The organism is Thermostichus sp. OS-CIW-31, assembly GCF_054060305.1.
Genome location: NZ_JBSSDA010000029.1, coordinates 1 through 25,879 on the forward strand (window position 1 = coordinate 1; position 25,879 = coordinate 25,879).

26 protein-coding genes and 1 riboswitch are annotated in these 25,879 nt (G+C 58.8%); of the genes, 14 read left to right on the forward strand and 12 right to left on the reverse strand.

The annotated features are described in order from the left end of the window. Positions 1-230: 230 nt before the first annotated feature. Entirely contained in the window at positions 231-890 is a 660-nt protein-coding gene (locus tag ACVWY9_RS13080; RefSeq protein WP_414424727.1) for an XRE family transcriptional regulator, read from the reverse strand. A gap of 365 nt (positions 891-1,255) precedes the next feature. On the opposite strand from ACVWY9_RS13080, the gene ACVWY9_RS13085 reads away from it, so the two are divergent. The 6 genes from ACVWY9_RS13085 to ACVWY9_RS13110 all read left to right on the forward strand — a co-directional run bounded on the left by ACVWY9_RS13085 (position 1,256) and on the right by ACVWY9_RS13110 (position 4,763). Then, a complete protein-coding gene (locus ACVWY9_RS13085; RefSeq protein ID WP_457388813.1) occupies positions 1,256-1,504 on the forward strand; it encodes a hypothetical protein in 249 nt (82 codons plus the stop codon). A gap of 100 nt (positions 1,505-1,604) precedes the next feature. Continuing rightward, on the forward strand, positions 1,605-1,967 hold the full coding sequence (gene ndhC, locus ACVWY9_RS13090) for a photosynthetic/respiratory NAD(P)H-quinone oxidoreductase subunit C (RefSeq protein ID WP_011433900.1): 363 nt from the start codon (positions 1,605-1,607) through the stop codon (positions 1,965-1,967). Beyond that, on the forward strand, positions 1,964-2,698 hold the full coding sequence (locus ACVWY9_RS13095; protein ID WP_457384275.1) for an NADH dehydrogenase subunit K: 735 nt from the start codon (positions 1,964-1,966) through the stop codon (positions 2,696-2,698). The genes ndhC and ACVWY9_RS13095 overlap by 4 nt, the downstream gene beginning before the upstream one ends. Position 2,699: 1 nt before the next feature. Beyond that, a complete protein-coding gene (locus tag ACVWY9_RS13100; RefSeq protein WP_457388815.1) occupies positions 2,700-3,251 on the forward strand; it encodes an NAD(P)H-quinone oxidoreductase subunit J in 552 nt (183 codons plus the stop codon). 47 nt (positions 3,252-3,298) lie between these two features. Then, positions 3,299-3,472, forward strand: a complete 174-nt coding sequence (locus ACVWY9_RS13105; protein WP_414344869.1) for a hypothetical protein — start codon at positions 3,299-3,301, stop codon at positions 3,470-3,472. Positions 3,473-3,479: 7 nt separating this feature from the next. Beyond that, positions 3,480-4,763, forward strand: coding sequence for a class I SAM-dependent methyltransferase (locus ACVWY9_RS13110; RefSeq protein ID WP_457388818.1), 1,284 nt, complete (start codon positions 3,480-3,482; stop codon positions 4,761-4,763). 35 nt (positions 4,764-4,798) lie between these two features. Here ACVWY9_RS13110 and ACVWY9_RS13115 read toward each other — a convergent pair whose 3' ends face one another. Then, positions 4,799-5,665, reverse strand: coding sequence for a hypothetical protein (locus ACVWY9_RS13115; protein WP_457388820.1), 867 nt, complete (start codon positions 5,663-5,665; stop codon positions 4,799-4,801). 608 nt (positions 5,666-6,273) lie between these two features. Between ACVWY9_RS13115 and ACVWY9_RS13120 the strand changes: the two genes are divergently transcribed. Continuing rightward, positions 6,274-7,800, forward strand: coding sequence for a glycoside hydrolase family 3 protein (locus tag ACVWY9_RS13120; protein ID WP_457388822.1), 1,527 nt, complete (start codon positions 6,274-6,276; stop codon positions 7,798-7,800). 300 nt (positions 7,801-8,100) lie between these two features. Here ACVWY9_RS13120 and fabD read toward each other — a convergent pair whose 3' ends face one another. The 4 genes from fabD to hmpF form a co-directional block, all read right to left on the reverse strand. Continuing rightward, positions 8,101-8,967 carry an ACP S-malonyltransferase gene (fabD, locus tag ACVWY9_RS13125; protein WP_457388824.1) on the reverse strand — a complete coding sequence of 289 codons (867 nt, stop codon included), beginning with the start codon at positions 8,965-8,967 and terminating at the stop codon, positions 8,101-8,103. 4 nt (positions 8,968-8,971) lie between these two features. Then, positions 8,972-9,973 (reverse strand): beta-ketoacyl-ACP synthase III, encoded by a 1,002-nt coding sequence (locus ACVWY9_RS13130; protein WP_414331554.1) that lies wholly within the window; start codon positions 9,971-9,973, stop codon positions 8,972-8,974. Next, the gene (gene plsX / locus ACVWY9_RS13135; protein ID WP_457388827.1) at positions 9,960-11,084 is read right to left on the reverse strand and encodes a phosphate acyltransferase PlsX; all 1,125 of its coding nucleotides are present in this window, start codon (positions 11,082-11,084) and stop codon (positions 9,960-9,962) included. Before plsX ends, ACVWY9_RS13130 begins: the two co-directional genes overlap by 14 nt. A gap of 208 nt (positions 11,085-11,292) precedes the next feature. Continuing rightward, positions 11,293-13,020, reverse strand: coding sequence for a pilus motility taxis protein HmpF (hmpF, locus tag ACVWY9_RS13140; protein ID WP_457388829.1), 1,728 nt, complete (start codon positions 13,018-13,020; stop codon positions 11,293-11,295). Between the two features lie 263 nt (positions 13,021-13,283). Between hmpF and trpC the strand changes: the two genes are divergently transcribed. From trpC to ACVWY9_RS13170, 6 genes are all read left to right on the forward strand, one after another. Further along, positions 13,284-14,204: an indole-3-glycerol phosphate synthase TrpC gene (gene trpC, locus ACVWY9_RS13145; protein WP_457388830.1), complete on the forward strand. Its 921-nt coding sequence runs from the start codon at positions 13,284-13,286 to the stop codon at positions 14,202-14,204. A 65-nt stretch (positions 14,205-14,269) separates the two neighbouring features. Then, on the forward strand, positions 14,270-14,509 hold the full coding sequence (locus tag ACVWY9_RS13150) for a DUF5340 domain-containing protein (RefSeq protein WP_041436722.1): 240 nt from the start codon (positions 14,270-14,272) through the stop codon (positions 14,507-14,509). A gap of 59 nt (positions 14,510-14,568) precedes the next feature. Continuing rightward, a complete protein-coding gene (locus ACVWY9_RS13155; protein ID WP_414357588.1) occupies positions 14,569-14,763 on the forward strand; it encodes a heavy-metal-associated domain-containing protein in 195 nt (64 codons plus the stop codon). 112 nt (positions 14,764-14,875) lie between these two features. Next, the gene (locus ACVWY9_RS13160) at positions 14,876-17,191 is read left to right on the forward strand and encodes a heavy metal translocating P-type ATPase (RefSeq protein ID WP_457388832.1); all 2,316 of its coding nucleotides are present in this window, start codon (positions 14,876-14,878) and stop codon (positions 17,189-17,191) included. 127 nt (positions 17,192-17,318) lie between these two features. Next, positions 17,319-17,454: riboswitch (cobalamin riboswitch) on the forward strand. A gap of 30 nt (positions 17,455-17,484) precedes the next feature. Further along, the gene (locus tag ACVWY9_RS13165; protein WP_457388834.1) at positions 17,485-18,528 is read left to right on the forward strand and encodes a sirohydrochlorin chelatase; all 1,044 of its coding nucleotides are present in this window, start codon (positions 17,485-17,487) and stop codon (positions 18,526-18,528) included. A 97-nt stretch (positions 18,529-18,625) separates the two neighbouring features. After that, complete coding sequence (locus ACVWY9_RS13170; RefSeq protein ID WP_457388836.1) at positions 18,626-19,522, forward strand: hypothetical protein; 897 nt, start codon at positions 18,626-18,628, stop codon at positions 19,520-19,522. An 8-nt stretch (positions 19,523-19,530) separates the two neighbouring features. Here the strand turns inward: ACVWY9_RS13170 and ACVWY9_RS13175 are convergent, their stop codons facing one another. The 4 genes from ACVWY9_RS13175 to obgE are packed head-to-tail and all read right to left on the reverse strand — an operon-like array spanning position 19,531 to position 22,408. Continuing rightward, positions 19,531-20,148, reverse strand: a complete 618-nt coding sequence (locus ACVWY9_RS13175; protein WP_457388838.1) for a PAP/fibrillin family protein — start codon at positions 20,146-20,148, stop codon at positions 19,531-19,533. Positions 20,149-20,203: 55 nt separating this feature from the next. Continuing rightward, a complete protein-coding gene (locus ACVWY9_RS13180) occupies positions 20,204-20,917 on the reverse strand; it encodes an L-threonylcarbamoyladenylate synthase (RefSeq protein ID WP_457388840.1) in 714 nt (237 codons plus the stop codon). Positions 20,918-20,935: 18 nt separating this feature from the next. After that, a complete protein-coding gene (locus ACVWY9_RS13185; protein WP_414357583.1) occupies positions 20,936-21,310 on the reverse strand; it encodes a hypothetical protein in 375 nt (124 codons plus the stop codon). Positions 21,311-21,349: 39 nt separating this feature from the next. Continuing rightward, the gene (obgE, locus tag ACVWY9_RS13190; RefSeq protein WP_457388843.1) at positions 21,350-22,408 is read right to left on the reverse strand and encodes a GTPase ObgE; all 1,059 of its coding nucleotides are present in this window, start codon (positions 22,406-22,408) and stop codon (positions 21,350-21,352) included. Positions 22,409-22,603: 195 nt separating this feature from the next. On the opposite strand from obgE, the gene ACVWY9_RS13195 reads away from it, so the two are divergent. Continuing rightward, positions 22,604-23,572, forward strand: coding sequence for a 30S ribosomal protein S1 (locus ACVWY9_RS13195; RefSeq protein ID WP_414419250.1), 969 nt, complete (start codon positions 22,604-22,606; stop codon positions 23,570-23,572). Positions 23,573-23,887: 315 nt separating this feature from the next. Here the strand turns inward: ACVWY9_RS13195 and ACVWY9_RS13200 are convergent, their stop codons facing one another. Together ACVWY9_RS13200 and ACVWY9_RS13205 are read right to left on the reverse strand one after the other, a co-directional pair. Then, positions 23,888-24,760, reverse strand: coding sequence for a hypothetical protein (locus ACVWY9_RS13200; RefSeq protein ID WP_414383135.1), 873 nt, complete (start codon positions 24,758-24,760; stop codon positions 23,888-23,890). 44 nt (positions 24,761-24,804) lie between these two features. After that, positions 24,805-25,773, reverse strand: a complete 969-nt coding sequence (locus tag ACVWY9_RS13205) for a CobW family GTP-binding protein (protein ID WP_414342593.1) — start codon at positions 25,771-25,773, stop codon at positions 24,805-24,807. Positions 25,774-25,879: the final 106 nt, after the last annotated feature.

The window sequence follows — 25,879 nt, forward strand, 5'->3', positions numbered from 1 at the left end:
TAAACAGAAAGATCAACTGGTAGTAATCCGTACTGAACATATTATACATTATTTTCAGTATAGTTGAGCTTATTATTGACTAGAGTCATGCTCCGGCTGGATGGGCGCAGGCAAGGAGCAGGAACTCCTCTCAGCTCAACCCTCAAGACCCATCCTAACCGGCGACCCGATCTCGCCAAGGGGATTCTCGGTCGGTCCAACTGCCACTTCCCGCCATCTGCTGTGGGAGGCTAATCAAAACTGATGCGACCTCGATAACGCCCTATGAGGGTTAGGCCGTTGATGGGATCCGCCAAATCCGCCACAAAGGGAGGAAAGCGGGGGTTGTCGCTGATCACCTTCACCTGGGACCCAGGCAGGCGCTGCAGCCGTTTGACCAACAGATCTCCATCCATCTGAAAGACGTAAATGCCTTCACAGCCCAGGTCTCCACCCTCTTGCCGCTCCACAAAGATCCAGTCGCCATCCTCCAACGTGGGAGACATGCTATCCCCCTGCACCCGAATCAGACTTAGATCGGCAGGGTTTCCCTTCAAGTGCGTCCGCAGCCAGTTTCGCTCAAAAGCAATCACCGATTCGATCGATTCTTCCCGCACCAACACCCCCGCTCCGGCAGAGGCGGCCACATCGACAAAAGGCACATACACATACTCTGCTTTCGCGTCGGGATGCAACTGCGGGGATCCCTCCCCTGTAATCAGCCAATTGAGGTTGACCTGGCCCACTTGGGCAATTTTCACGGCCTTGTCAATGCTGGGCACGGATCCCTTCAGGTAGCTGCGCAAGGCCGTATCGCTAATTCCGGCCCGTCGCCCAAACGCATAGACGGCTTCATCGCCAATCACCCATCGCAAGCGGTCTGCAAAAGAAGAGCCAGAGGAGATGGACATCGGCTTAACGCTACATATTGTGTATAAACAGATTTTTACCACTATATCTTGACAAGTCAACAACTGGTGAAGGGCCAACGGCAGCCAGCCAACTTGGGAGTCATCTCCAAGCTGAGCGGCTCAAACGGCAGAATGGGACTCGCGCTTAATGTTGCTGGTAGGCTGGCCGTGGAATCCTACTGGCGCTACCGTGGTTTTGAGTTGTGCTCACAGCGGGCAAGAACCGAGTCGGCATGGCTCACCCTCACAAAAGGCGCACGTGGGATCTTCCCAAGTGCTGCTGAGATGATTGGCATTGGGTAGCCAAAAAGTTCGGTTCTCATATTGCCTCTAGGTCTCCTTCAAGCTGCTCTACCTCAATCCCCATGACTTCCTCTGACTTTAAGCGCTGGCTGGATAACTTCCTGATTGCCGTTGTCTTTCTGGTGTTCGCCGGGTTTGTCTGGTTTGTCTTTTCCGTAACCGGGGCTTTTCTTGGGATCCCACTGGGCTACAAACTTTGGATGCGGCTCTGGCTGCCTTTGTTTCAGCCGGCTTTGGGGATCCTGATGGCCGGGGCGGTGGTGAGCGGAGTGTGGGGCTGGCTGGAAAAACGCCGCTCCCAACAATCATGATCATCAATAGAACTGAAGATCCGGTGGCGCAGGGGAGCCCCAGACTGGCTCTATACTGGAAACGTATCTAAATGTTGAGCACCTGAGGCAGTCTGGCGTCGTGTTTGTTCTGTCCGGCTACGAGTATTTGCTGGTTTTTCTAATCGTCTGCTCTCTGCTGCCGATTTTGGCTCTGGGGGCTTCCGCGCTCTTAGCGCCAAAGCGGCGGGGATCCCTGCGGCGCAGCACTTACGAGTCGGGCATGGAGCCGTTTGGGCAAGCCTGGATCCAGTTCAACATTCGCTACTACATGTTCGCACTGGTCTTCGTCATTTTCGATGTAGAGACGGTGTTCCTCTATCCCTGGGCAGTGGCGTTTCACCGCTTGGGGCTGTTGGCCTTTGTGGAGGCCCTGATTTTCATCGCCATCCTTGTGGTGGGTCTTGTGTACGCCTGGAGAAAAGGAGCATTGGAATGGTCATGACGTCTGAGAAATCGCAAGTCTTGTTTCCGGGGGCTGCCCCCCAGGTGACTACCGACCTCTCCAACAACGTCGTTCTGACGACGGTGAACGACCTGTACAACTGGGCTAAGATGTCCAGCCTCTGGCCGCTGCTCTACGGCACCGCCTGCTGCTTCATCGAGTTTGCCGCCATGCTGGGATCCCGCTTCGACTTCGACCGCTTTGGCCTGCTGCCTCGTTCTTCGCCGCGCACGGCTGATTTGATCATCACGGCAGGTACGGTCACCATGAAAATGGCGCCGGCGTTGGTCAAGCTCTACCAGCAAATGGCTGAGCCGAAGTACGTGATCGCCATGGGGGCCTGCACCATCAGCGGTGGCATGTTCAGCTCCGATTCCTACACGGCAGTGCGGGGGGTGGACAAGCTGATCCCGGTGGATGTGTACATTCCTGGCTGCCCCCCTCGTCCAGAGGCGATCATGGATGCCATTGTCAAGCTGCGCAAGAAGATCGCCGCCGAGGACATGCGGGAGCGGGGCCGTCTGCAGCAAACCCACCGCTACTACACGGTTAAGCACAACCTCAAGCCTGTGCCGGAGATCATCACCGGCAAGTATCTGGAGAGCGAGACCCGCCAAGCTCCCCCGCCAGAGCTGGCTGCGGCCATCGGCCTGCCGGTGCCCCCGGCTTTGCAAACTGCCGACTTTAAGCGGGCGGAACAGCAGCTCAAAGCCTTGCAGGGAGGAGTGTGAGATGGCAGAGGAGAATGCCCAGGAAAAACAAGCGCCGCCATCCGCAGGCGAGCAGTCGGAACCCTTGGTGACGTTGGAGCGGGGCCCGGTTTCCCAGTTTCTGGCCGACAACGGCTTCGAGCACCAGTATTTGGGGAGAGACGCAGCGGGGGTAGAGCTGTTGGAGGTGGAGCGGGACTTTCTTCTGCCCTTGTGTACCGCCCTCTATGCCTACGGCTTTAACTACCTGGAGTGTCAGTGCGGATATGACCTGGGGGCAGGGCAGCCCCTGGTCAGCCTTTACCACCTGATCCAGCTGTCGGAGGGGGCGGATCGCCCTCAGGAGGTGCGGCTCCAGGTGAAGTTGCCTCGCCACGATCCACGGCTGCCTTCCGTATACTGGATTTGGAAGTCGGCGGATTGGCAGGAACGGGAAACCTACGACATGTACGGCATTGTTTTCGAGGGACACCCGAACCTGAAGCGGATTTTAATGCCGGAAGACTGGATAGGGTGGCCCCTGCGCAAGGACTACATCACGCCTGACTTCTATGAGCTGCAGGATGCCTACTGATTGGGGATCCCTGACCTGGTGAGCAGCGTTGAACAGGATGGGTTGAGATGTGGCCTTTTTTGCTCTTGGCAATCTATGCAGGTGGAGTTTGGTACTCGGCCCGCAAGGCGGATCGCATCTATTCGGGCTCCGGGAAGTGGGTGGTATCGGCCCTTTGGCCTGTGTTGTTGGTCTCGAACCGTCAGTTTCGCCAAAATTGGCGTCGTCCCCTGAACAAGTAAGTTTGAGTTGAGTAAGTCTGGATCCCTGGAATCCTCACCTGTGATCGCTCCTGAGCAACACCTACGCGACCCGAGTCTTTCTCTATCGACACCTCAGGCCACGCAGAAGTTGCGGGAGTTGATTGTCAGCCGCATTCGCGCTCAGGGACCGGTGACCTTTGCCCAGTTTATGGAGTGGGCTCTCTACGAGCCAGGGTTGGGCTATTACGAGCAGGGATCCCCGATTGGCCCCGACTACCTCACCTCTCCCCACCTGGCGGCGGACTTTGCCCAACTGTTGGCGGAGCAAATCCACCAGTTCTGGCACATTTTGGGATCCCCCTCTGCCTTCACGGTCATCGAGATGGGGGCAGGCAGCGGTCGCTTGGCCCAGGATTGGCTGACCTACGTGCGCTCTGCAAGGCCTGCGGCCCGCTTACGCGAACAGCCCTCTTTTTGGCAGGCGCTGGACTATGGGATTTTGGAGCGTTCTGCCCATCTGCGGCAGCTCCAGCAGGAGCGGTTGGCCCCTTTTGGGGAGAAGGTGCGCTGGTTGGATTGGGACGGGATCCCGGATAACTCAGTTACAGGCTGCTTTTTCTCCAATGAGCTGGTGGATGCTTTTCCGGTGCATCGGGTGCAGGTGCAGGATGGGGCTTTGCGAGAAATCTATGTCGATTGCAGCGAGGCTGCAGAAGCCGACTTCCGCGAAGTGCTGGGGGATCTGTCCACTCCTGAGCTGAGGGAGTATTTTGCCCGCTTGGGGATCCCTGTAGAAACCTATCCGTCGGGCTACCAAACCGAGGTGAACCTAAAAGCCTTGGAGTGGCTGCAGCTCCTGGCCCGCAAGCTCCGGCGAGGCTACGTGCTCACCATCGATTACGGCCACACCGCCCAGCGCTACTACAGCCCCCACCGCGCCCAAGGTACGCTCCTGGCCTATCGACAGCACGGCAGCTACACGGATCCCTATGTTCGGGTGGGATCCCAGGATCTCACCGCTCATGTGGACTTTACCACCCTAGAGCAGGTGGGAGAATCTCTGGGGCTAAAATGTCTGGGGTTCACCCGGCAGAGCAGCTTTTTGGTGAACCTGGGATTGACCGAGCGGCTGGCTGCCCTCAGCCAAATGGGGAGCTCGGTTGGCGGCGAAGCTGTGGATGTGGGCCAGGTTTTGCGGCGGCGACATGCTCTTCACGCGCTGCTGGATCCCATGGGGTTGGGGGGCTTTGGGGTATTGGTGCAGGCCAAGGGCTTGATCCCCTCAGAACACGCTCACCCTCTACGGGGCTTTGGCGAGCCAGAGCTGTGAACCGTTTCGGTGCTATTGGGATGGGATGTCTGCCCCTATCGGCTACCGTTGCCTTCCATCGATGCCAGTTCTGCCATTGCTCTGGCGCTATCTTCCAGGTTGTCGATTCGCTCCTCGAGGGTTGCAAAGACTTCGTCATATTTGTCGGCCCATGCGACGCCGGCGGCAGTTTTGGTCATGCGGGCCGAGCCAAGAGATACGTCTGAAGACCCTTTCGCGGGCATAGGTGACCGTTTAATGGAGTTACTAGAGCCTGTTGACCGACAAGCCTGGGTTAAGCGGGCAGTATCCTGCTTCAGGAGATTCTGTTTTAATTGGAGTTGTTCTACCTTGGCTATGCCCTCCTTATGGGACTGAATGAGTTTCTGTTTCTTGGCTTGTAAATCTCCAATCGAGGCTTTCAGGCTTTGCTCTTCTGCGCGTAACTGAGGAAGTCGTTCTTCTTGAGATTGGATCTGGATCTCTGTTTCAAAATGAAGCTGAGGAGTTTGAGCTTGCGAACGAGCCTCATCATAAGGTTGGGCAGCAGCCACCCCCTTCTGCTGGACTTTTGCCCAATCTTCAAGGGCAGCACGCAGGTTGGCCAGTTCGCTTTGCAGTTGCTGTAGGTCTGAAGGAGTGATTTCGTTTTGCTTCTGTCGATTTTCGAGGTGCTGCAGAAGCTGGATTTTGGCTTTGGCCTCGCTTCCAGATAGAGCAGAAGCCACATAGCCCGTCATCCCCGTAGCCAAACCTGCTGCTCCCGCCTGCCACAGGGATCCTCCCGCCCCAAGGCCGCCAATAGCCACCGTAACTCCAGCCAACGCGGGAAAGGCAGTTATCCAAAGCTGGCGGCAGGAGAAAGGCAACATCATCGACCCCAGGGTGGAGGAGGAGATTGTCTTGAAGATTGTTTTGACCATAGGTAATGTTTGGGTAGGTTTTCTCTCACTCACAACTCCTCTTTTTTTAAGGAGAAAGGGGAGCTAGAACCAACACAAAGAACAAAGAACGCCTTAGAGACAATTTTACTGCACTATTTCACTGCACTTCATCACTGCACTTCAAGATGACTCTGGTGTACTGCTGAGGTTACAGTTCTTTACGCCATCCCTCCAGTATGGCCACAACTACAAGTCAATCGCCACTCTAAACCTGCAAGAGCCACTTCAGCTAGAAATCGCAGGAGCCCCGCACTGTACCCGTAGGGTCGGTGTCGGGAGGAATGCTATAATAATACTGCGGACACCAGAAACGGTTGTTTAAGGCACTGGTAACGGTCGATTGGGGGTGCTGTAAACCACCCCAGAGGCTCGTGGTTGGCTTGCTAACTGCAGGGCTACTAAAAGCCCGCTTCGTACCGCCTAGCGGTTGATGTCGGGTAGTTTACGCTCATCCTGACCGGCTTTCTTGGCAGCGACGCCCAAGGACATCTGCTTTGACATGCTCGATAGGACTCCGTCCCGCTGACGCGAAAGGACCCCGTCCCGCTGCCGCAGTGGATCCCAGGGCTTGGAGCCTTGAGGAGAAAGTGGGGCAACTGTTTCTGGTTTATTTTGAGGGAGCTGAGTTTTCCTCCGCTCTCGAGGAGATGATCCAGGACTACCACGTGGGCGGGCTGATCTTCTATTCGATTGCCGGCAACATTCAAACGTTGCCTCAGGTGGCCCAGCTTATTGCCGCGGCTCAGGCACAAGCCCTTGTCCCCCTGTGGATAGCCATTGATCAAGAGGGGGGGCCGGTGGTGCGCCTTACCGAGGGGGTGACGGTGTTCCCCAGCGCCATGGCAGTGGCAGCAGCGGGATCCCTGGCAAAGGCGGAAGCTATGGCCCGTGCGGTGGGAACGGAGCTGAAAAGTTTGGGGTTTAACCTCAACTTCGCCCCTGTTGTGGACGTGAACAGCAACCCCCACAACCCCATCATCGGCATCCGAGCCTTTGGGTCAGACCCGAAACAGGTGACAGATTACGGCCTCGCCCTGTGGCGCGGCTATCGGCAAGCCGGGATCCTCTGTACGCCCAAACATTTTCCCGGCCATGGGGACACCGATATGGATTCCCACCTGGGGTTGCCGCGGGTGGATCGCCCTCTGGAGGCGCTACAGACCACGGAATTGCGCCCGTTTCAGGCTTTGATCCGGGCAGGGGCAGAGGCGATGATGACGGCGCATGTGGTGATGCCGGCTCTGGGATCCGTCGGCGACAGCGGGACGAAGTCCTTGCAACCGGCAACGCTGGCCCCTGAGGTGGTGTCCGGCTGGCTGCGGCAGAAGCTGGGTTTCAAGGGTCTTGTCCTGACGGATTCCCTGACCATGGGGGCCATTGCCCGCACCTACGGCATTCCCGAAGCGGCAGAACTGGCCTTTAGGGCAGGAGCCGATGTGCTGGTGTTTGGGGCAGATCCCGGCTTTAGCCCGGCCATCCAAAAAGAAGCCTATGCCCATCTGCTGCGGGAGTTCCGTGCCGGTCGTTTGTCGGTTGAGCAGTTGGATCGGTCAGTGGAGCGAATTTTGACCTTGAAGCGGCGCTACGGATTGGGATCCCCCTGCCCCCCTTTCCCCCCTGCCGGCTTGGAAAACCACCGGGCACTGGCCCGCCAAATCGCCCAAGACAGCATCACCCTAGTACGGGGATCCCTGCCTCCCTTGGCCCCTGACCCGCTGCTTATCACCCCTGTACCTTTGTTGGGGGAGCTGCTGCAAAAAGCCTGTCCCGCTGCCCAAGTGTTCTCCATCCCTCTGGATCCCACCCCCGAACAGCAGCGGATTGCCCAAGAAGGGGCTCAAAGGGCTGCGCAGGTGCTGGTGGGATCCCTGGAGACGTGGCGGCATCCGGCGCAGAGGTTGCTGCTGGGATCCCTTCCGCCGGAAAAGGTGATTGGGTTGGCCTTGGGATCCCCCTACGACGCCTTTGCCCTGCCCCAGATCCCGGTCTATTTGGCCTGCTACGGCACTACCCCCGTCTCTCTACAGGCGTTGCTGCAGGTGTTGTTGGGACAGATCCCGGCCCAGGGTCGCTTGCCGGTTGGATCCCACTTGGAGGGATCCTGGTCGCGTTAGCGGAGCTGATACATTTACGCTGAACACTGCTGAACATCACTGTTCAACTATGCAGCGATGGCATTCTGTTTGTTTCCAAACAGAATGGCGGTATCCCGCAAAGCTTTGAGTAGAATACCCAAAGCGCAGTTTCCGTGTCGTCTTACTACCAATTTTCTGCTTTGCTTTGGCTACCATGTTGGCAGACTCGAAAGTAAACAGAAAGATCAACTGGTAGTAATCCGTACTGAACATATTATACATTATTTTCAGTATAGTTGAGCTTATTATTGACTAGAGTCATGCTCCATAGCAGATCCCCTAGCTGCTGAGGTTGCTGAAATTGCACCGCGTCAGGGTCGGCACCGTTCGCCTCACCAAGCCCGTCAGAACATTTCCGGGGCCGATTTCCCACACCTCTTGGATGCCGTCGGCGGCCATCTGCAACACGGTTTCTCGCCAGCGGACAGGGGCAGTCATCTGGGCCAGCAGCGCCTGCTTAAGGGCTTGCGGATCCCGGCTGGCGGTGGCAGTGCAGTTGCTGTAGACGGGCACTCGCGGCGGCTGAAAGTCAACAGCGCGCAAGGTGTGGGCAAACTCCTCGGCAGCAGCCTGCATAAAGGGCGAGTGAAAGGCGCCACTTACCTTGAGGGGAACGGTGCGCTTGGCCTGCAACTGCTCACAGACGGCCCGCACCCCCTCCACTGAGCCGCTGATCACCACCTGATCCGGGCTGTTGTCGTTGGCAAGAGTGACGTCGGGGATCATCTGGCACAGGTGCTCCAGCTTGTCGCGGTCAAACCCCATCACTGCCGCCATGCTGCCCGGGGGATCCCCTGCGGCTTCCATCAGTTGGCCCCGCAGCGCCACCAGCCGTAGGCCGGTTTCGAAGTCAAACACGCCGGCAGCGTAGAGGGCGCTGTATTCGCCCAGACTGTGGCCAGCAGTGCAGGCAGGAGCCTGTCCCTGGGCGTAGAGATAGTCCGTCAACAGGGCCGATACGGTGAACAAAGCCGGTTGTGTGTAGCCGGTCTGGTGGATCTGGTCTTCCGACAGAGCTAAGGGATCCCATCCCAACATCTCACGGGCCAAAGCCAACTTCTGGGCTGCTCCCTGCCAGTTCCGCAAGTCCCTTCCCATGCCCACCGCTTGGGATCCCTGGCCGGGATAGATCCAGGCAACGGTCATCAATTCACTTCCCCCAACGAAACACAATCGCCCCCCAGGTGAGGCCGGCACCAAAGCCCGCCATCACCCCCAGATCGCCGGCGCCAAAGCGTCCCTGCTCGATCCAAGTGGCCAAGGCAATTGGCACCGAAGCGCCCGAGGTGTTGCCGTAATGCTCTAAGACGCTGGCCACCCGCTGCGGATCCAGCTGCAGGCGCTTGGCTACCGCATCGAGAATGCGCTGGTTGGCCTGATGAATAAAATATCCCTGTACTGCTTCCGCCGGGATCCCAGCCCGAAAGAGAGCCTTCTCGATGATCTCCGGCACCGCCTGGACGGCAAACTTGTACACCTCGCGGCCATTCATGGTGATGGGGCAGCAGCGATACTGCCCCACCTGCAGGGATCCCACCAGGGGCTTGGCCTCTGTAGCCATGGACAAGCTGAGCAGCTGGCTGCCACTGCCATCGCTGCGCAGCTCAATGCTGAGGATCCCGCCGGTTTCCCCCGCCTCCAGAACCACCGCCCCGGCCCCATCTCCAAACAAGACACAGGTGGTGCGATCCGCCCAGTCCACCGTACGGGAGAGCACATCCGCCGCCACCACCAAGGCCCGCCGGTACAGCCCGGTTTGCAAAAACTGCGCTGCCGTGGCCACTGCAAAGACAAAGCCCGTGCAGGCTGCCGTCAGATCAAAAGCCACCGCCCGCGTTGCTCCCAGAGCTGCCTGCACCTGAGGGGCCGAGCCAAACCGATCGACACCGGTGGAAGTGGCCAGCAGGATCAAATCCAGGTCTTGAGGCAAGATCCCGGCCTGAGCCAAAGCGGCCTTGGCTGCCTGGACCGCCAAATCCACCAAGCTCAGCTCAGGGGGCAGAATGCGCCGCTGACGAATGCCGGTGCGGGGCCAGATCCATTCGTCGGAAGTTTCGACGATCTGGCCGAGATCGTCGTTGCTCAGGCAGGGATCCGGCAGGGCAGCCCCTGCCCCCACCAGCCGCACGGTCGGGAGGCTATGGCTGGGCATCTTCCACGGGTTCGGGACAGCGGGAGGAAGTCCTTTCCAGGGATCCCAACGGCAACACTTCCGGGCCAGAGCCAGAGTAGACCTGAAGGGGCCGGGTGCGCCGCCTGGGGTTGGATTCAGGTTCGCGAGGGTCAACCATTTCCGCCTGCAGCCGCTGTAGGATTTTCTGTTCTGCCGCCTCTTTGGCCAGGCGAATGGCGTGGTAGACCATCGGCGCCTTGGAGCTGCCGTGGGTAATCACGCAGATGCCGTTGACGCCGAGCAGCAAAGCACCGCCATACTCCACGTAGTCCATCCGCCGCTTTACCTGCTTGAGGTTGGGCCGGAGCAGCCAGCAGCCCAACTTGCCGCGCCAGCCGCGGGGCAGCTCCTCCCGCAGCACCTGGGTGATCACCTGGCCAACACTTTCGGCAAACTTGAGGAGGGCATTGCCCACAAAGCCGTCACACACCACCACATCAAACTCCCCGGTCAGCACATCCCGCCCCTCGGCATTGCCGGCAAAATGGATCCCTGGCAACTGGGCCAGACGCTGGTGGGTGGCCAGAGCCAAATCATTGCCCTTGTTGGGCTCCTCGCCGATGTTGAGCAGGCCCACCCGCGGACGCTCGACCCCCAGCACGCACTGGCAGTAGAGGGATCCCATGCGGGCAAACTGCTCCAAAAAGCGGGGCCGGCAATCCACATTGGCCCCCACATCCAGCAGCAGCACCGGCTTGCCTTTCAAAGTGGGCAAAAGAGCGCCAATGGCCGGGCGATCGATCCCTGCCAGCCGGCCCAAATTCAGGTAGGCCGCAGCCATCGCTGCTCCGGTATTCCCGGCGGCCACCACGGCATCCGCTTGGTTGGAGCGCACCTGTTGCATCGAGATGTTGATGGAGGCTTTGGGCTTTTTGCGCACCATCAGCGGCTCTTCCGCCATGCCCACATCGTCCTCGGCAGGCACGATGGTGATCCCAGCAGGCAAGGGCTGAGGCAAAAAGGGCTTGAGGGACTCTGGACGACCGACCAGCGCAATCCCGACCCGCAGATGCCGATGGGCCAGCAGGGCGCCCTTGATGATCTCTTCGGGAGCGTAGTCACCCCCCATCGCATCGACCGCAATTCGCACAAGCTGACCTCACACTGGAATATCCTTGGCAACTGCAAGCAAGAAGCGGGGCAAAACGCACTAACCTCTGCAGTCCCCTCGCCCGAGAATTAGGAGCCCCAGTGGCTGCAGGGTGCTAGCGAATTTTACCAGATTTGTTTTCCTCAATTAAGGCCGCAGTTCCGCTTGCGCCGGTTCTCCCCACCCCCCACAGGAAACGTGAACTTCCTCACGCCTGCGCGAGGGTAGCCAGGAGAAAGTGTACCTGTTGGACGTGGTCGCATGCGGCGGAGTTTCTGGCTTGGTGTTGGCTCAGCTCCGTCTCCAACTGCGCCAATTCTCCCGCCAACGCTGCCCACCGATCCCGCTCTGGGTAGAGGGTGGCCTGCAGGTGATTGAGGCGACCCCAGGTTTCTGCCATGGCCTGGGCGCGCGCCCGCAGGGATCCCTCCTCTTGCTCCAGGTGTTGCCACTGCTGCTCCAATTCCTGCCGTTGGCGGGCGAGCTGCTCCTGCTGAGAAGGCAAGGACGATTCCAGTTGTTGAATGAGGGTTTGCAGACGACCTTTTTCTTGGAGAAGATCCTGCTTCTGGCTGCCGATCTGTTCCAGGAGCGGCCCAATATCGACCTGAACCGGGGCAGCAGCTTGATTTTGCAGCTGTCTAAGGCGGGCTTCCTGGCGGGTCAACTCTTCATACTCTCGCTGCAGGTTTTTTTCCTGAGGCAGCAGGGCTTCTTCCAAAGCACTGCAGGCAGACTGGGCATAGTCGATATCCATCTCGATGTCAAACCGCTCCTCTGGAGAGGCGCTGGCCAGCCGCTCTTGCAGCTCCCGCAGGGTTTGCCGGTTTTGCTCCAGTTCGGCCCGCTGCTGGCTGACCTGGGCCGCCCGCTGCTCGTAATCTCGGCGCAGTTGGCTGACCAAAGCCGCCAGCTCCTCGACCGAGATCGCCGGCTCCCCAGCCCTGCCGTTGCTGCTGCCATCGACGATAAAGTCGTACTCCTGCACCAGACGAGAGGCTTTCTGGTATAGGCTCTCTTGAGATTGCAGCTGCTGGAGAATCCTCTGCAGGTGCTCTTGATGGGCTCGCAGGGATCCCTGCCGAGTTTGCCATTCTGCTTGGCTGTGCTCCAGGGATTGTCGGGATCCCCACCAAGCGGTGTGGCGTTCTTGCCAAGCGCGGTAGTCCCGATCCAGCTCGTCTTGCCGGATCTGGGCCTGCTGACGTTCTGCTTCCAGTTGGGCAATCTGTTGATTCAAGTGCTCCTGCTGCTGCTGAATGTGGCTTTTCAAGCTTTGCAGAAGCGCCAAGGGATCCCCAGCCGGATGCAGACTCTCCTGGAGCTGTTGCATCAAAGCCTGTAGCTGCGCTGCTTCTGCCTCCCCCAAGCGGCTGGAGCGAGCTTCTTGCAACTGGGCTTCCAACTCTTGCCGCTGCCGATTCAGAGCTTCCCGCTGCTCTCCGATCAGGCGCTGTTGTTCAGCTAAGTAAGCTTGCTGGGCTGCCAGTTCCTCTTTGAGGCTGTCCAGAAGTTTGCGATCTTCCTCCACACTCTTGTATTGCTCATACAGCCGCTGCACCTCTTCTTCTTGGGCTGCCAGATCCATCTCGCGGCGTTTAAGCTCATGGGCCTGAAAGGTGAGGGACTGTTTCCAAACCTCGATCTCCTCCTCCTGGCTGCGGGCTCTGAGCTGAAGTTGGCTGAAGTTTTGCAGATAGGTCACCAGTTGGCGAGCGGCTTCGCTGATGCGGGCGACCTGACGGTTGCCGGAGATTTCCGCCAGCACCAATGACCCATCCTTGAAGCGCCCAGCCTCCTGGGCGATGCGGCCTTCCAAAGTAATGGATTCTTCGTTCACGGCCACCCAGGTATTGTCCTGCTGCTGCTTGGCCAGCAATTGCAGAGACGACTTGGCAAATCCAATCGGCTTGGATAGCTCTGCTAGGTACAGCACGCCTGAACTCCTCTAAAACAGCATGGACAGCACCAGCCTTGACCCCACCGAGCCACTGCCCCTGGCCGGGGAAAAATGGACGGCCGCCAGAACATGGCTCGCCGAGGCGCATAAAGACTACACCACCTTTCTAGACTCAACCATAGGGTAAAAAAAACGCCTTCGCCAGATGAGTTTTGGGGATGCCTGGGGTAGCTATTCAAACCGCTGGCCGAGCACTAAAGTAGTCTAGGGTGTGGTGTAGAGTTGTGTTCGGGGGTTGTATGGAGCTGCAAGGTGAGCCGCTTTCTATTCGTCGGCGTTCTCCTGCCCCGCCGGTGGTCGTAGCCTCTCAGGTGTACCAGACAACAGCGCCGGAAGCCAAACCGCGCCACATTTTGGAAGCGATCGTCTGGCATAAAGAGCAGGAGGTGGAGCGGCAACGGGAGCAGCTTCCCCTCAAGGAATTGCAACGGCAACTGGATCAGGCTCCGCCGGTGCGGGATTTTGTGGCGGCCCTCACCCAGTCGCCTCACCCTGTTTCCCTTATTGCCGAGGTCAAAAAAGCCTCTCCCAGCCGCGGCGTTCTGCGGGATCCCTTTGACCCGGTAGCCATTGCCCAGAGCTATGAAGCCGGTGGGGCCAGTTGCCTCTCGGTGCTGACGGATGAGCGGTTCTTTCAGGGCAGCGGCGAGTATCTGCGCCGGATCCGTCAGGCAGTAGGGATCCCCATCCTCTGCAAGGAGTTCATCCTCTACCCCTACCAAATCCTCTGGGCCCGCAGCCTGGGGGCAGATGCGGTGCTCTTGATTGCCGCCATTCTCTCGGATGCGGACTTGGGCTATTTTCTCAAGCTGGTTCGGCAATTGGGCATGGCAGCTCTGCTGGAGGTGCACACTTCCCAAGAGTTGCAGCGGGTGTTGCGTTTGCCCCAACTGCAAGACTCCAGGGGGCAGGTGCTCATTGGCATCAACAATCGCGATCTGAGAACCTTTGCGGTGGACTTAAACACAACGCGCAACCTGTTGGCCGCCCACTCGGAGCTCCTTGGCGATCTGCCTGTGGTCAGCGAGTCCGGCATCCATACCCCTGCCGATTTGCAGCAGTTGCGGGCCTGGGGGGTGCGCTCTGTGCTGGTGGGGGAAGCGCTGGTGACCCAGCCGGATCCCGGCCAAGCTGTGCGCCACCTGTTGTCATCTCAGTGAATGAGAACCCTCCATCATATGGATCTCTGTTAAGAACAATGGATCTCTAAGGATTGCTCAGACCGATGAAACGTATTCCTGTGCCGGCTCATATCCACTACGAATTTCTGCTGCGGGTGTTGGAGCGGCAAACCTTTCCGGCAGTGGAAGAACAGGATTTTGGCAACCGAGGCCGCACGCAAGAGCTGATCAACTCCCTGCGCAAAGCCCTCACCCAACAGGTGCAACTGGAGGAAGAGTGGCGACAGCGGGGCTATCAGGTGGACTACCGCTGGAATATGGACGAGCCTCAGCCTCCCTCTTGACCTTCCAGCCCACTGTAAGGTTTAGCATCCTTTCAGTGGCATTGGGGGGGTTTTCCAAGATGCAGGTTGTTTTGACAGTGCCCAAGCTGGCCTGTGCGGCTTGCGTGGACACCATTGCGCAAGCGGTGCGGCAACTGGATCCCCAGGCCCAGGTGGAAGGGGATCCCAAAACCAAACAGGTGCGGATTACTTCTGGGCGGTCTGTGAGCGATTTGCGGCAGGCCCTCACCCAGGTGGGATATCCCCCGGCCTAGTCAATTTTGGGCCGGGAACGGTCGGGCGTCTGTTTTGAATTTCTGTACAGATGGCTGCCTTCGCCCTGCCCAGGGTGGAGAGTAGCTGTCGTTTCATCAACAAGGTGTTGCCATGTCTGCCCATAAAGGGTCATCGGGTGCACTATCGGCCTCTGCGCCTTCTCCTGAGGGCACTTGGCAGTTGGCCCTGCAAGGGATGAGCTGTGCCTCCTGCGCCCGCAGCATCGAACAGGCCCTCACTCAGGTGCAGGGAGTATCCTCCGGATCCGTGAATTTTGCCAGTGAGCAGGCCACCGTCAAAGGGGATCCCCGGCTGGTGGATCCGCAGGCGCTGATTCGGGCGGTGGAGCGGGCGGGGTATCGGGCGCGCCTTATCCAGGAGGATTGGCAGCTGGACGATCCGACAGACCCAGAGCGGATCGCCCAACGGGCCGCAGAACGGGAATTGAAGCTGAAGGTGGCGATGGGGGTGGGCATCAGCACGGTGCTGGTGATCGGATCCCTGCCGATGATGCTGGGAATGGAAATCCCGGGCTTTCCCATGTGGCTGCACAATCCTGGGTTGCAGTTGCTGCTGACGGCTCCGGTGCAGTTTTGGGTGGGCAGGCATTTTTACCGGGGAGCCTGGGCTGCTTGGCAACGGCGTTCAGCGGATATGAACACGCTGGTGGCCTTGGGGACGAGCGCGGCTTTTTTCTATTCTGTTTTCCCAACGGTTTTCCCCGACTATTTTCACCGGCAAGGACTGCACCCGGATGTCTATTATGAGGTGTCGGCGGTGGTCACCACCCTGATTCTGGTGGGCAAGTGGATGGAGCAACGGGCTAAGGGGCAAACCTCCGAAGCCATTCGCAAGCTGATCGGGCTGCAACCGAAAACGGCAAGGGTAATTCGCCATGGGGTGGAGCAGGATATTCCGATTCGGGAAGTGCAGGTGGGGGATCGGATCCGAGTGCGCCCCGGAGAGAAGGTGCCGGTGGATGGGGTCATTCTAGAGGGATCCTCCACCCTCGACGAGTCCATGGTGACCGGCGAGAGCCTGCCTGTACTCAAGTCGGCGGGGGATGAGGTGATTGGGGCAACGCTGAATCAGACGGGCAGCTTTGTGATGGAGGCGCGGCGGGTGGGCAAAGACACGGTTCTGGCCCAGATCGTGCGCCTGGTGCAGGAAGCCCAGGGATCCAAAGCTCCGATTCAACAGTTGGCGGATCGGGTCACCTCCTGGTTTGTGCCGGCGGTGATTGGGGTGGCAGTTCTAACTTTTGTGCTCTGGTGGGTGCTGGCCGATAACCCGACACTGGCCTTGGTGAACACAATTGGGGTGCTGATCATCGCCTGCCCTTGCGCGCTGGGGTTGGCGACCCCCACCTCGATCCTGGTGGCCACGGGACGAGGGGCAGAATTGGGGATCCTGGTGAAAAGTGCCGACAGCCTGGAATTGGCCCACCACTTGCGCACGGTGGTCTTGGACAAAACTGGCACCCTGACTGAAGGTCGCCCTACCGTCACCGATATTTGGGCTAATGGCTCCTCTCCCCTGACGGTGTTGCGCCTGGCAGCGGCAGTGGAGCGGCACTCGGAACACCCTTTGGCCCAGGCGGTGGTGCAGAAAGCCGAAGCCGAAAAAATTGTGATCCCTCCTGCCTGGCACTTTCAGGCAAGGGTAGGCAGTGGGGCAGAGGCTTGGGTGGAAGATCAGTGGATTCGCATCGGTCGGCTGAGCTGGCTACAGGAGATGGGGATCCCTTGTGATCCCTCTTGGTCAGAGCGGGTTCAGACCTGGGAAAGCCAGGGCAAAACGGTGATCGGCGTAGCCCAATCCCAGAGCCTGGCGGGGCTGTTGGCCATTGCCGATCCGCTCAAACCCACCTCTCCTGAGGCAGTGCAACACCTGCAACAGATGGGCCTAGAGGTGATCCTGCTAACCGGGGATAACCCCACCACGGCCCAAGCGGTTGCTCGGCAAGCAGGCATTCAGCGGGTAATTGCCCAAGTCCGTCCGGATCAGAAGGCAGCTTACATACGCAGCCTAAGACAACCTCGACACCGGGTGGCGATGGTGGGAGATGGCATTAACGATGCTCCGGCTCTGGCAGAAGCCGATGTGGGGATCGCCATCGGTACGGGTACGGATGTGGCGATGGCCGCCAGCGATATAACCCTCATGTCGGGGGATCTGCGGGGAGTCGCCACAGCCATTCAACTCAGCCGGGCTACCCTCAACAACATCCGCCAAAACCTCTTCTTCGCCTTTATCTACAACACGCTCGGGATCCCGATTGCTGCTGGGGCGCTCTATCCCTTCACAGGCTGGCTGCTCAACCCCATGCTGGCCGGGGCGGCAATGGCCCTGAGTTCCATTTCGGTGGTCGCCAATGCCCTGCGCCTGCGACACTTTCAGCCCCCCAAACCAGCGGGCCGGCGTTAGGCCCTCTCCCAGGGGCAAGGGGGATTAGCGCGGCAACAGTTTTGCTGCCCTTTGAGCATGAGTCTGCCGTACCGCTCATGTCTCGGGGCTATCTTCTGGCAGACAAGAACATCCCCCCCGGGAGCTTGGTGAATGGCAAGAGGCAAGCTAACTTAAAAAGCTCAGGCAGACTGGGGAAAGCGCGGTGCAAGTCCGCCACTGTGACGCAACTGTGATGGGATCCCTCCCTCAGCCAGAACACCCACCTGCCGTTGTCCTGTACCCCTTGCGATTCACAAGGAACGGAGTTTTTTGTGTTGAATACCCTCAGTGTTTCCCCTCCGCTTGCGGTTGGGCAGTCTCCTGTTGTCCCCCTGCCCCTGTTGCTCATCGGCCACGGATCCCGCGACCCTGAAGGGCGGCAAGCCTTTCTGGAGTTGGCCCAAGTCTACCAATCCCTCACTCCCCATCGACCGGTGATCCCTTGTTTTCTGGAGCTGACGGAGCCGAGTATCGCCCAAGGGATCCAGCAGTGTATTGCCCAAGGGTGGCAAGAGATTGTGGTCCTGCCGCTGCTGTTGTTTGGGGCCCGCCACAACAAGTTCGATGTGACGATGGAACTGGATCGCCTGCAGGCCCTCTATCCCCAGTTGCGCATTCGTTACGGTGGGCCGCTGGGGATCCGCATCGAGATCCTGCAACTGCTGCGAGACCGATTGGCTGCTCTGATAGCTGCCCAACCGCGGCGGATCCCAGAGGCAGAAACCGTGCTCCTATTTGTGGGTCGCGGCTCCAGCGATCCTGAGGCCAATGCCGAAGCCTGTAAACTGGCTCGGCTGCTTTGGGAAGGATCCGGGTTTGCCGCTGTGGAGACCTGCTTTATCGGCATTACCCATCCCCGCCTGCCTGTGGGGTTGGAGCGGGCCTCGTCCTGGCATCCGCGTCGGGTGATCGTGCTGCCCTACTTTCTGTTTACGGGGGTGTTGGTGAAAAAAATCGAGGCGGCAGTGGAACAACAACGACAACGACAGTCGGAAATCGACTGGCTCATGCTGCCGGAATTGGGCCTTGTGGATACGGTGCTGCACAGCCTGCAGCAACTGGAGCAGGAAGCCCTGCAGGGCCAAACCCAAATGAACTGCCACCTGTGCAAGTTTCGCCTGGCCGTGAGCGCAGAGGTCAGAGCTGGGCATACCCATCACCATCCTCACGAGCATCATCACCACCATCACGGGCACGGATCCCATCACCATCCTCATTCCCACCCTCACCACGACCACGGCCATACCCACGCAGCGGCTGGGGATCCCTGGGCCCAATTAGAGGGCTACCACCAACGGGCATGGCAGGTGCCCTGAGAGGGAAACAGAGGCTGCTGGCGGGATAAACTGAGTGCAGACAGGCCATTTTTGAACCTGGTTTTCCCGCTCTAGCGATTGTGATAACGAAAAGCCAATGACGATGTTTTCCCGCTCCTCTTGGGTCTCGGGTGCCGCTGCTGCGGGGAGCGGGATTTTCGTCTTCGCTCTGGTGGTGGGGCTGCTGGATCAGATCCTGCCCACCCTGCCCAAGGTTTCCCTCTCCCTGGCCGGGATCCCTGGGATCCTGGCTGCCGCTGGGGCCTCCTATGGGGCCTGGCGGGTGGTTCAGATGGGTCTGCAGTCGGGCTCCTGGACTGATTTTCGGGCCTCGCTGGTAGCGGCTCTGTCTCCCTTTGATCCCGCCGATTATGGCGGCAACCCTCGGCAACCCGAGGAGGATTCTCTCCCTTTGCAGTCGGTTGACGAGGATCCTCAAACCCAGATCCGCGATCGACAAATTCTTGATCAAGCTGAGCAGCAGACGGAAACTGAAACCGAAGTAAGCGAACACACTCAAGTAAGACTGCAGGGCAAGCAGCACCAGGATCAAGCTTCGCAGGCCAAGGCCCAACAGTTGCAGCCCCTACAAGAATTGTCATCACCTTCTTCCCCAAGCCCTGAGTCGGCAAAACCCACACCAGAGCCAGAGCTCAACCAAAAACTTCGCCAACTCCAGATGCAGGTCGCCACTCTGAAAATAGAACTGGAACTCCAAGAAATCCAACTGCAGCAGTTGGAGGTGAGGCGGACTCGGCTTCAGCAGCAGAAGCAGAAACTCAAGCACGTTCTGCGTCGCACGGCGTCCGAAAATCAAAGGCTGCGCTTCTTACAGGAGCAAAAAGCCCGGCAACTGGAGCAAACTCAACAGGAGCTGCAAGCTTTGCGGGAGTCCTACCGCGCCTTGCAAGTTCTACAGGAAATAGGCTTCACCCTAACCCAAAACCTATCTCACAAAATAGCCGAAACGGAACCCTCTAAGCCCTCCGGCTAGCCGAAGTCTCAACTCACCCGTTTCAGGACAAATACACTCCCCTCGCTGCCCCGGCCCATCCGCAAATCTTCATCCAAATAGGTGATATCCAGCCAGCCCGTTGGCTCGCGGCGGCGAATATCGATTTGAATAGCCGGGATCCGCTCCGGAGCCCGCTCGAGCAAATAGAGAAAACTCTCGATCTCGTAGCTCATCAAAGCTTGGGATCCGAGCACCAATCGCTCGAAAATCACCCTCACCCGGCGCTCAGATTCGGGGTAAAAGCGTGCCGATACCGCCAAGATTCCCCGTGGCACCCAAGCCCCCAGCCAGCCGGATCCCTGGATCTCCGCCACGTTGAAGACCCGTCCAGCCTTGGCCCGAATACACTGGTAGATCTCGCCGGTGGTCAAAAAAGGCAACTGTGCCAGCCGCAGCAGAGCTGTGCTCGTGGTAAATAGGGTGAGCCAGTTCCCCTCCAACCCTTCAGGAGCCGATGTTGGCTTGGGGGTGGGGTTGAGCGCTTCTAGGGCGGCAATCTGAGACAGGATCTGGGCTTGCTGCTCAGGGGAAACTTTCCGGCCCCGGTCGGTCGCCTCCAGTAGGTGCAGCAGAGCCGATTTTTGCTGAGCCAGGGCCTCAGACATGGGCACACTCCGAAGGCACTGACCCTATTTTAGAGAACGCGGGATCCCTCTGCCCTTAACCGTCTTCTCCCACCAGTTTCAGGTTCAGATCTGCCACCTGCTCATACCCCAGCCCGGCCCGCACCACCAGCGGCTCGGATCCGGTCAAATTGATTACCGTAGAGACCTTGGCCCGGCGGGGGGCATCGTCATCCAGCACCAGATCCACCTGTTTTTCCAACTGCCGCATCTCTTCAGCCGCAAAGATCCCACCCTCATCCCAGGGGTCGCTCTCCCACTCCCAGGCTTGCCCAGAACTTAAGTCCAGGGATCCGACGGGATCCCCCCCCAGCTTGGCAGAGGTGGAGACAATTGGATTGCCCAACTCTTCCAGCAAAGCCTGACAAATGGCCGAGTCGGGCACGCGGATGCCGGTGGTTTTCCGTTTGGGCTCCATCACCAACTTGGGCACCAGCTTGGTGGCCGGCAACAGAAACGTAAACGGGCCGGGGATCAGCCGCCGCATCAGCCGATAGGCCGAATCGGTTACCTGGGCATAGTGGGCAATGCGTGAGAGAGAAGGGCACAAAAAGGTAAGAGGCTTGTCGTTGGAGAGCTGCTTGATACGGCGTACCCGCTCCACTGCTTGTTTGTGGGTCACATCGCAGCCAATGGCATAGACTGTATCGGTGGGGTAAAGCATCACTGCCCCCTCCCGCAAAGCCGCCGCAATCCGCCGGATGGAACGGGTCTGGGGCTGTTGAGGATGCAGCTTAAAATACTCGGCCATCGGGCAGGTGGAAAGAGGTCAAGACTCGGAGCAGCTCCCCCCCAAAGGGTTTTCCACAAGAGGGCGGGGGGTCGGTGGCACCGACACCGGCAGGGATCCCTGAGATTCGGGCCAGTCCTTCAGTTGTTGCATCAGGGCTTGGATGTGCAGACGGGGCAGATAGGGCCAGTCGCCCGCTTCTTCCAAATCTTGAAGCACCCGATACAGAGCTTGACGGGTATTGGGCAAAGACTCCCGAAAGGCACCTTCCAGGATCGCGCGGTGCAACTCCTCCAGCAGCCGCAGGAGCATCAGCAGCTCCACACACGCTCCCGCCCTCGCCTGAGCCGCCTGTTCAACGGCCAACATGATCTGACGCAAATCCGGTGGCAGATCCTCCGCCGAGATATACATAGCCACTCGTCTCTGGGTTCTGGGAAGGCAGGGGCTTTCCTATTCTAAGATTCTTCCGCCGTGGGACTGGATGGCTCCCACAAGATCCAACTGCGCAGACTGTTGGGATCCCCGACCCAGGCACTGCCACACCCGCTGCAAGAGGGCATCCAGCCCCTGCTTGGCAATCGCAGAAATGGTCACCACCGAAGTGCCGGCAGCAGCAGACAGCCTCTGGGCGCGCTCGGCAACCTGCTGGGGATCCAGAACATCGATCTTGTTCAAAACTAGGATTTGTGGCTTATCGATTAACCCGTGGCCGTAGGCGCGCAGCTCCTGCTGAATGATCTGGTAATCCTTGACGGGATCCGCCGCCGTGCCATCCACCAAATGAATCAGTACCCTGGTACGCTCCACATGGCGCAAAAACTCGTGGCCCAGCCCCACCCCCAAGTGCGCCCCCTCGATCAACCCCGGAATATCGGCAAACACCACCCCATCTCCCGATGGATGGGGCACCACCCCCAAATTGGGCTGCAGCGTGGTGAAGGGGTAGTCAGCAATCTTGGGCCGGGCAGAGGAGACCACCGAAATCAGAGTGGACTTGCCCGCATTGGGCAGGCCGACAATGCCCACCTCGGCAATCAACTTCAGCTCCAGGCGCAGGCGCACCCGTTCTCCCGCTTCGCCCTTGGTGAATTGGCGGGGGGCGCGATTGTGGTTGCTCAAAAAATGGGCATTGCCTAAGCCGCCTTTGCCCCCACGGGCTACCAGCAATTGATCCCCTTTGCCCACCAGATCGCCCAACAATTCCCCCGTCTCCGCATTGAACACCACAGTACCGCAGGGCACCCGCACCAGCCGATCCGCACCACTGGCCCCGCTGCGATGGTTGGGCCCCCCTTTGGCCCCGTGTTCCGCCTTGATCACCGGTTGAAAGCGAAAATCCAACAGAGTTTGCAGGCCGGGATCGGCCACCAAGATCACTGAGCCGCCCCGCCCGCCATTGCCGCCGGATGGCCCCCCAGCCGGCACATACTTTTCACGGCGGAAGGCAACGATGCCATCTCCGCCATTCCCCCCTTGCACTTCAATTTCGGCTTGGTCGATAAAGTGCAATCGTTCTTCTCCCAAATCTTCTATCTTCCAGCTTGGCAAGATGCCGGGAAACTTGCCACAAAAGACGCTCCTCTAAGCTACGATGGTATTTCCCAGCCACATCCTCCCCAGGTGGGAAAGTGGAAGTGGGATCCTGCCAAACTCGATTGGCCTTCTACCCTTTATCCCGCGCAACTGATCTGTTACTGCACCCCTATGAGTCGATTCACTGCTGCCGATGTAGGTTTTACCACTGAAGACTTTGCCGCCCTTCTGGATAAGTACGACTATCACTTCAGCCCTGGCGAAATTGTGGCGGGTACAGTATTCTCGGTGGAGCCACGCGGTGCTTTGATCGATATTGGGGCCAAAACGGCTGCCTTTCTGCCGCTCCAGGAGATGTCGATTAGCCGCCTGGAAGACCCGCACGAGATGCTGCAGCCGGGAGAAACCCGCGAGTTTTTTATCCTCACCGAAGAAAACGAAGAGGGACAGCTGACCCTCTCCATCCGCCGCATCGAGTACATGCGGGCCTGGGAACGGGTACGGCAGCTCCAGAAAGAAGATGCCACCGTTCGCTCAACCATTTTTGCTACCAACCGAGGTGGAGCCCTGGTGCGGATTGAGGGGCTGCGGGGCTTTATCCCCGGATCCCACATCAGCACCCGCAAGCCAAAAGAAGAGCTGGTGGGCGAAGAGCTGCCCCTGAAGTTTTTAGAGGTGGACGAAGACCGCAACCGCTTGGTGTTGAGCCATCGCCGCGCCTTGGTGGAGCGGAAGATGAACAATCTGGAAGTGGGCGAGGTGGTGGTTGGCACGGTGCGGGGCATCAAGCCCTATGGTGCCTTCATCGATATTGGCGGCGTCTCCGGCCTGCTGCACATTTCCGAGATCTCCCACGATCATGTTGACACGCCCCACAGCGTCTTCAACGTCAACGACGAAGTGAAGGTGATGATCATCGAGCTAAATGCGGAGCGGGCGCGGATCTCGCTGTCCACCAAGCAACTGGAGCCCAATCCCGGCGACATGATTCGGGATCCCAAGCTGGTTTACGAGAAGGCCGAGGAGATGGCAGCCAAGTACCGTGAGCAACTGCTGGCCGCTAAGCAAGGACAAGCGGCAGAGGCCCCACCGGAAGTGGTGGAAGAGGAGCTGGAATACGCGGCGACGGCTGTGGAATGATCACAAACTTTGCGTATTTCTGCCTGCTACAAGGCTTAGCTAGGCCGCCGAGAAGCCCGGCCCTCTCTCGCTTTAGCGGCGCGGAGCGCTTTGCATCAGCATGAGTGCGGAAGTATGTCACGGCATGAGCCTTTGGTTCCATCAGTGTGAGTGGGGAGCTGAGGAGCGATCCATAAGCCCGTGGGGGCGGGGGCAGTCCAAATGTCCGAAGAGACGGGTACTGCTGCTGTGGCGAAGTAGGCCGACGGCGCTCACGCAGGGCTGCAAACCTGCGCCAGTAACGGGAATCCCCCGCTCCTGAGCTTGAGGAGATGGTCAAAGACTGTAGATCTGCCCATCCATGAGCAGATGGGTGATGCCTTTCTTTTGCAGTTGGGTGCGCACAATCTCCAGGATGTAGCCGGGAAACTGGATCACCCGGTAGGGCGGGTAGGTGTTGCTGCCCCGACGGCTCATTTCGGAAAAGCGACGGGCCACCTTGTGGTTGTCGAAAATGGGCAGCGTATTGGCGTTATCCATCCCTTCGATGGGCAGGGATCCCGAGCCAAAGAATTCTTTGAGAGGGCGGGTGGTCAGTTCTTGGTAGCGGTCAACAACGACGTAGCAGGTTTCCGGCAGGGTGAGCTCTTCCAGGGGTAATACCTGAATTTGATAGCTGGGATCGGTGAGGGGATCCTCTTCTGGCCCATCTTCATCTTCTAGGAGATAGTCAGGGTCGTCCTCATCCTCGTCTTCGAGGTCACGGTCTTCTTCGGTCTCTTCCTCATCCTCTTCCCCGACATCCTCCACATCTTCCTGAAGCTCAGCCGCCAACTGCAGTTCTTCTGGGGGCAGTTTTGGCAGAGACTCTGTTCCAGCGGTGTTATCCTCGCCTTCGTCGTTTGCGTTCGGCTGCAGCGAGGGAGATGAAAAAGGCAGCTCCGGCTCCAGCGGCAAAATCTGCTGCTCTGGGGCTGGGATCCCGCCAACAACAGCTTTTTCCCCCATGTCTTTGCGGCGGGCAGCCGAGCGTTTGAGATGGATCAACCGCTGATACTCATCGGCAGCGATATTTTCCTTCAACACGCGGGTGATGGTGGTGATGCTCACCTGAAATTGCTCCGCCAATTCGACGGCGGTCGCTGCCGAGCCGCGGTAGGCGCTAACAATTTGCTGTTGTTCTTGCTCTGAAAGTTTGCTGCGAGCCATCCCAGATCACCCAATCCAAAAACCGAAAAAACTGAAGAGGATCCTTAGCCAGCGGCGGTTGCCCCGCACACCCGGCTGAGGCCGGCAGCCAGCTGTTCCGGCTCCAGCCCTTTGCCAATCAACACAATTTTGGACAAGCGGGGCTCATCGGGATCCCAGTCCCGTTCCAGAAAAAGGGTTTGCCGCTGGCCCACCTGATGAAAGATAACCCGCTGCGGCTCATCCACAACCCACAGCACCCCCTTGGCGCGAAAAAGGGTCTCGGGCATGTCTTGTAGCCAATCGCGAAAAGCCGCCAAATCCAGCGGCTGCTGCAGTTGAAAGCTCACCGATTGGATCCCGTCTTCCTCGAGGTGATGGCTATGGTGGGCCTCAGTCTCTGCATTGGGGAGCCTGGGATCCCACAATTCTGGGCGGAAGGCATGCACATCCAAGATGCGGGCCAGAGGCACCTGGGCATGGGTGGTGAGCAGGCAAGGGGCAGCGGGGTTGTAGCGGCGCAGATCGAGAAGGATCCGCTCTCGTTCGGCTTCGTCGATCAAATCCACCTTATTGAGCAACAAAATGTCAGCGCTGCCGATCTGGTGGGCGGCGGTTTGCGAGCGCTGGAAATTGCGCCAGTATTCGGCACCGTCAACCAAGGTCACCACGCCATCCAGGCGCAACTCCTCATGAAAGACCCTCTGCACAAATAGCTCGGTCACCTGCCTGGGATCCGCCACGCCGCTGGTTTCCACTACCAGATAGTCCAGCGCCTGGGCATGCTGGAGCAGCTGGCGGGCCGCCCGTTCAAAATCCTCTCGCACCGTGCAGCAGAGGCAACCATTGTTGAGCTGCATCAGCCCCCCCTCGGGCATGTTGACCAACTCGCCATCGATGGAAATCTCGCCAAACTCGTTGAGGATAACCCCAATGCGCAACCCATGCTCCTCTTCCAAGATGCGCTTGAGCAGCGTGGTTTTGCCACTGCCCAAAAAACCTGTCAAAATCGTCACCGGAAGCTGAGCTTTCATATCAGGTGAGGGTAAACTACCCGACCCTGACTGCTTCGCAGTACAGGGCGGGCTTTCGGCAGCCCTGCAGTTGGCAAGCCAACCACGAACCTCTAGGCTGGTTTAC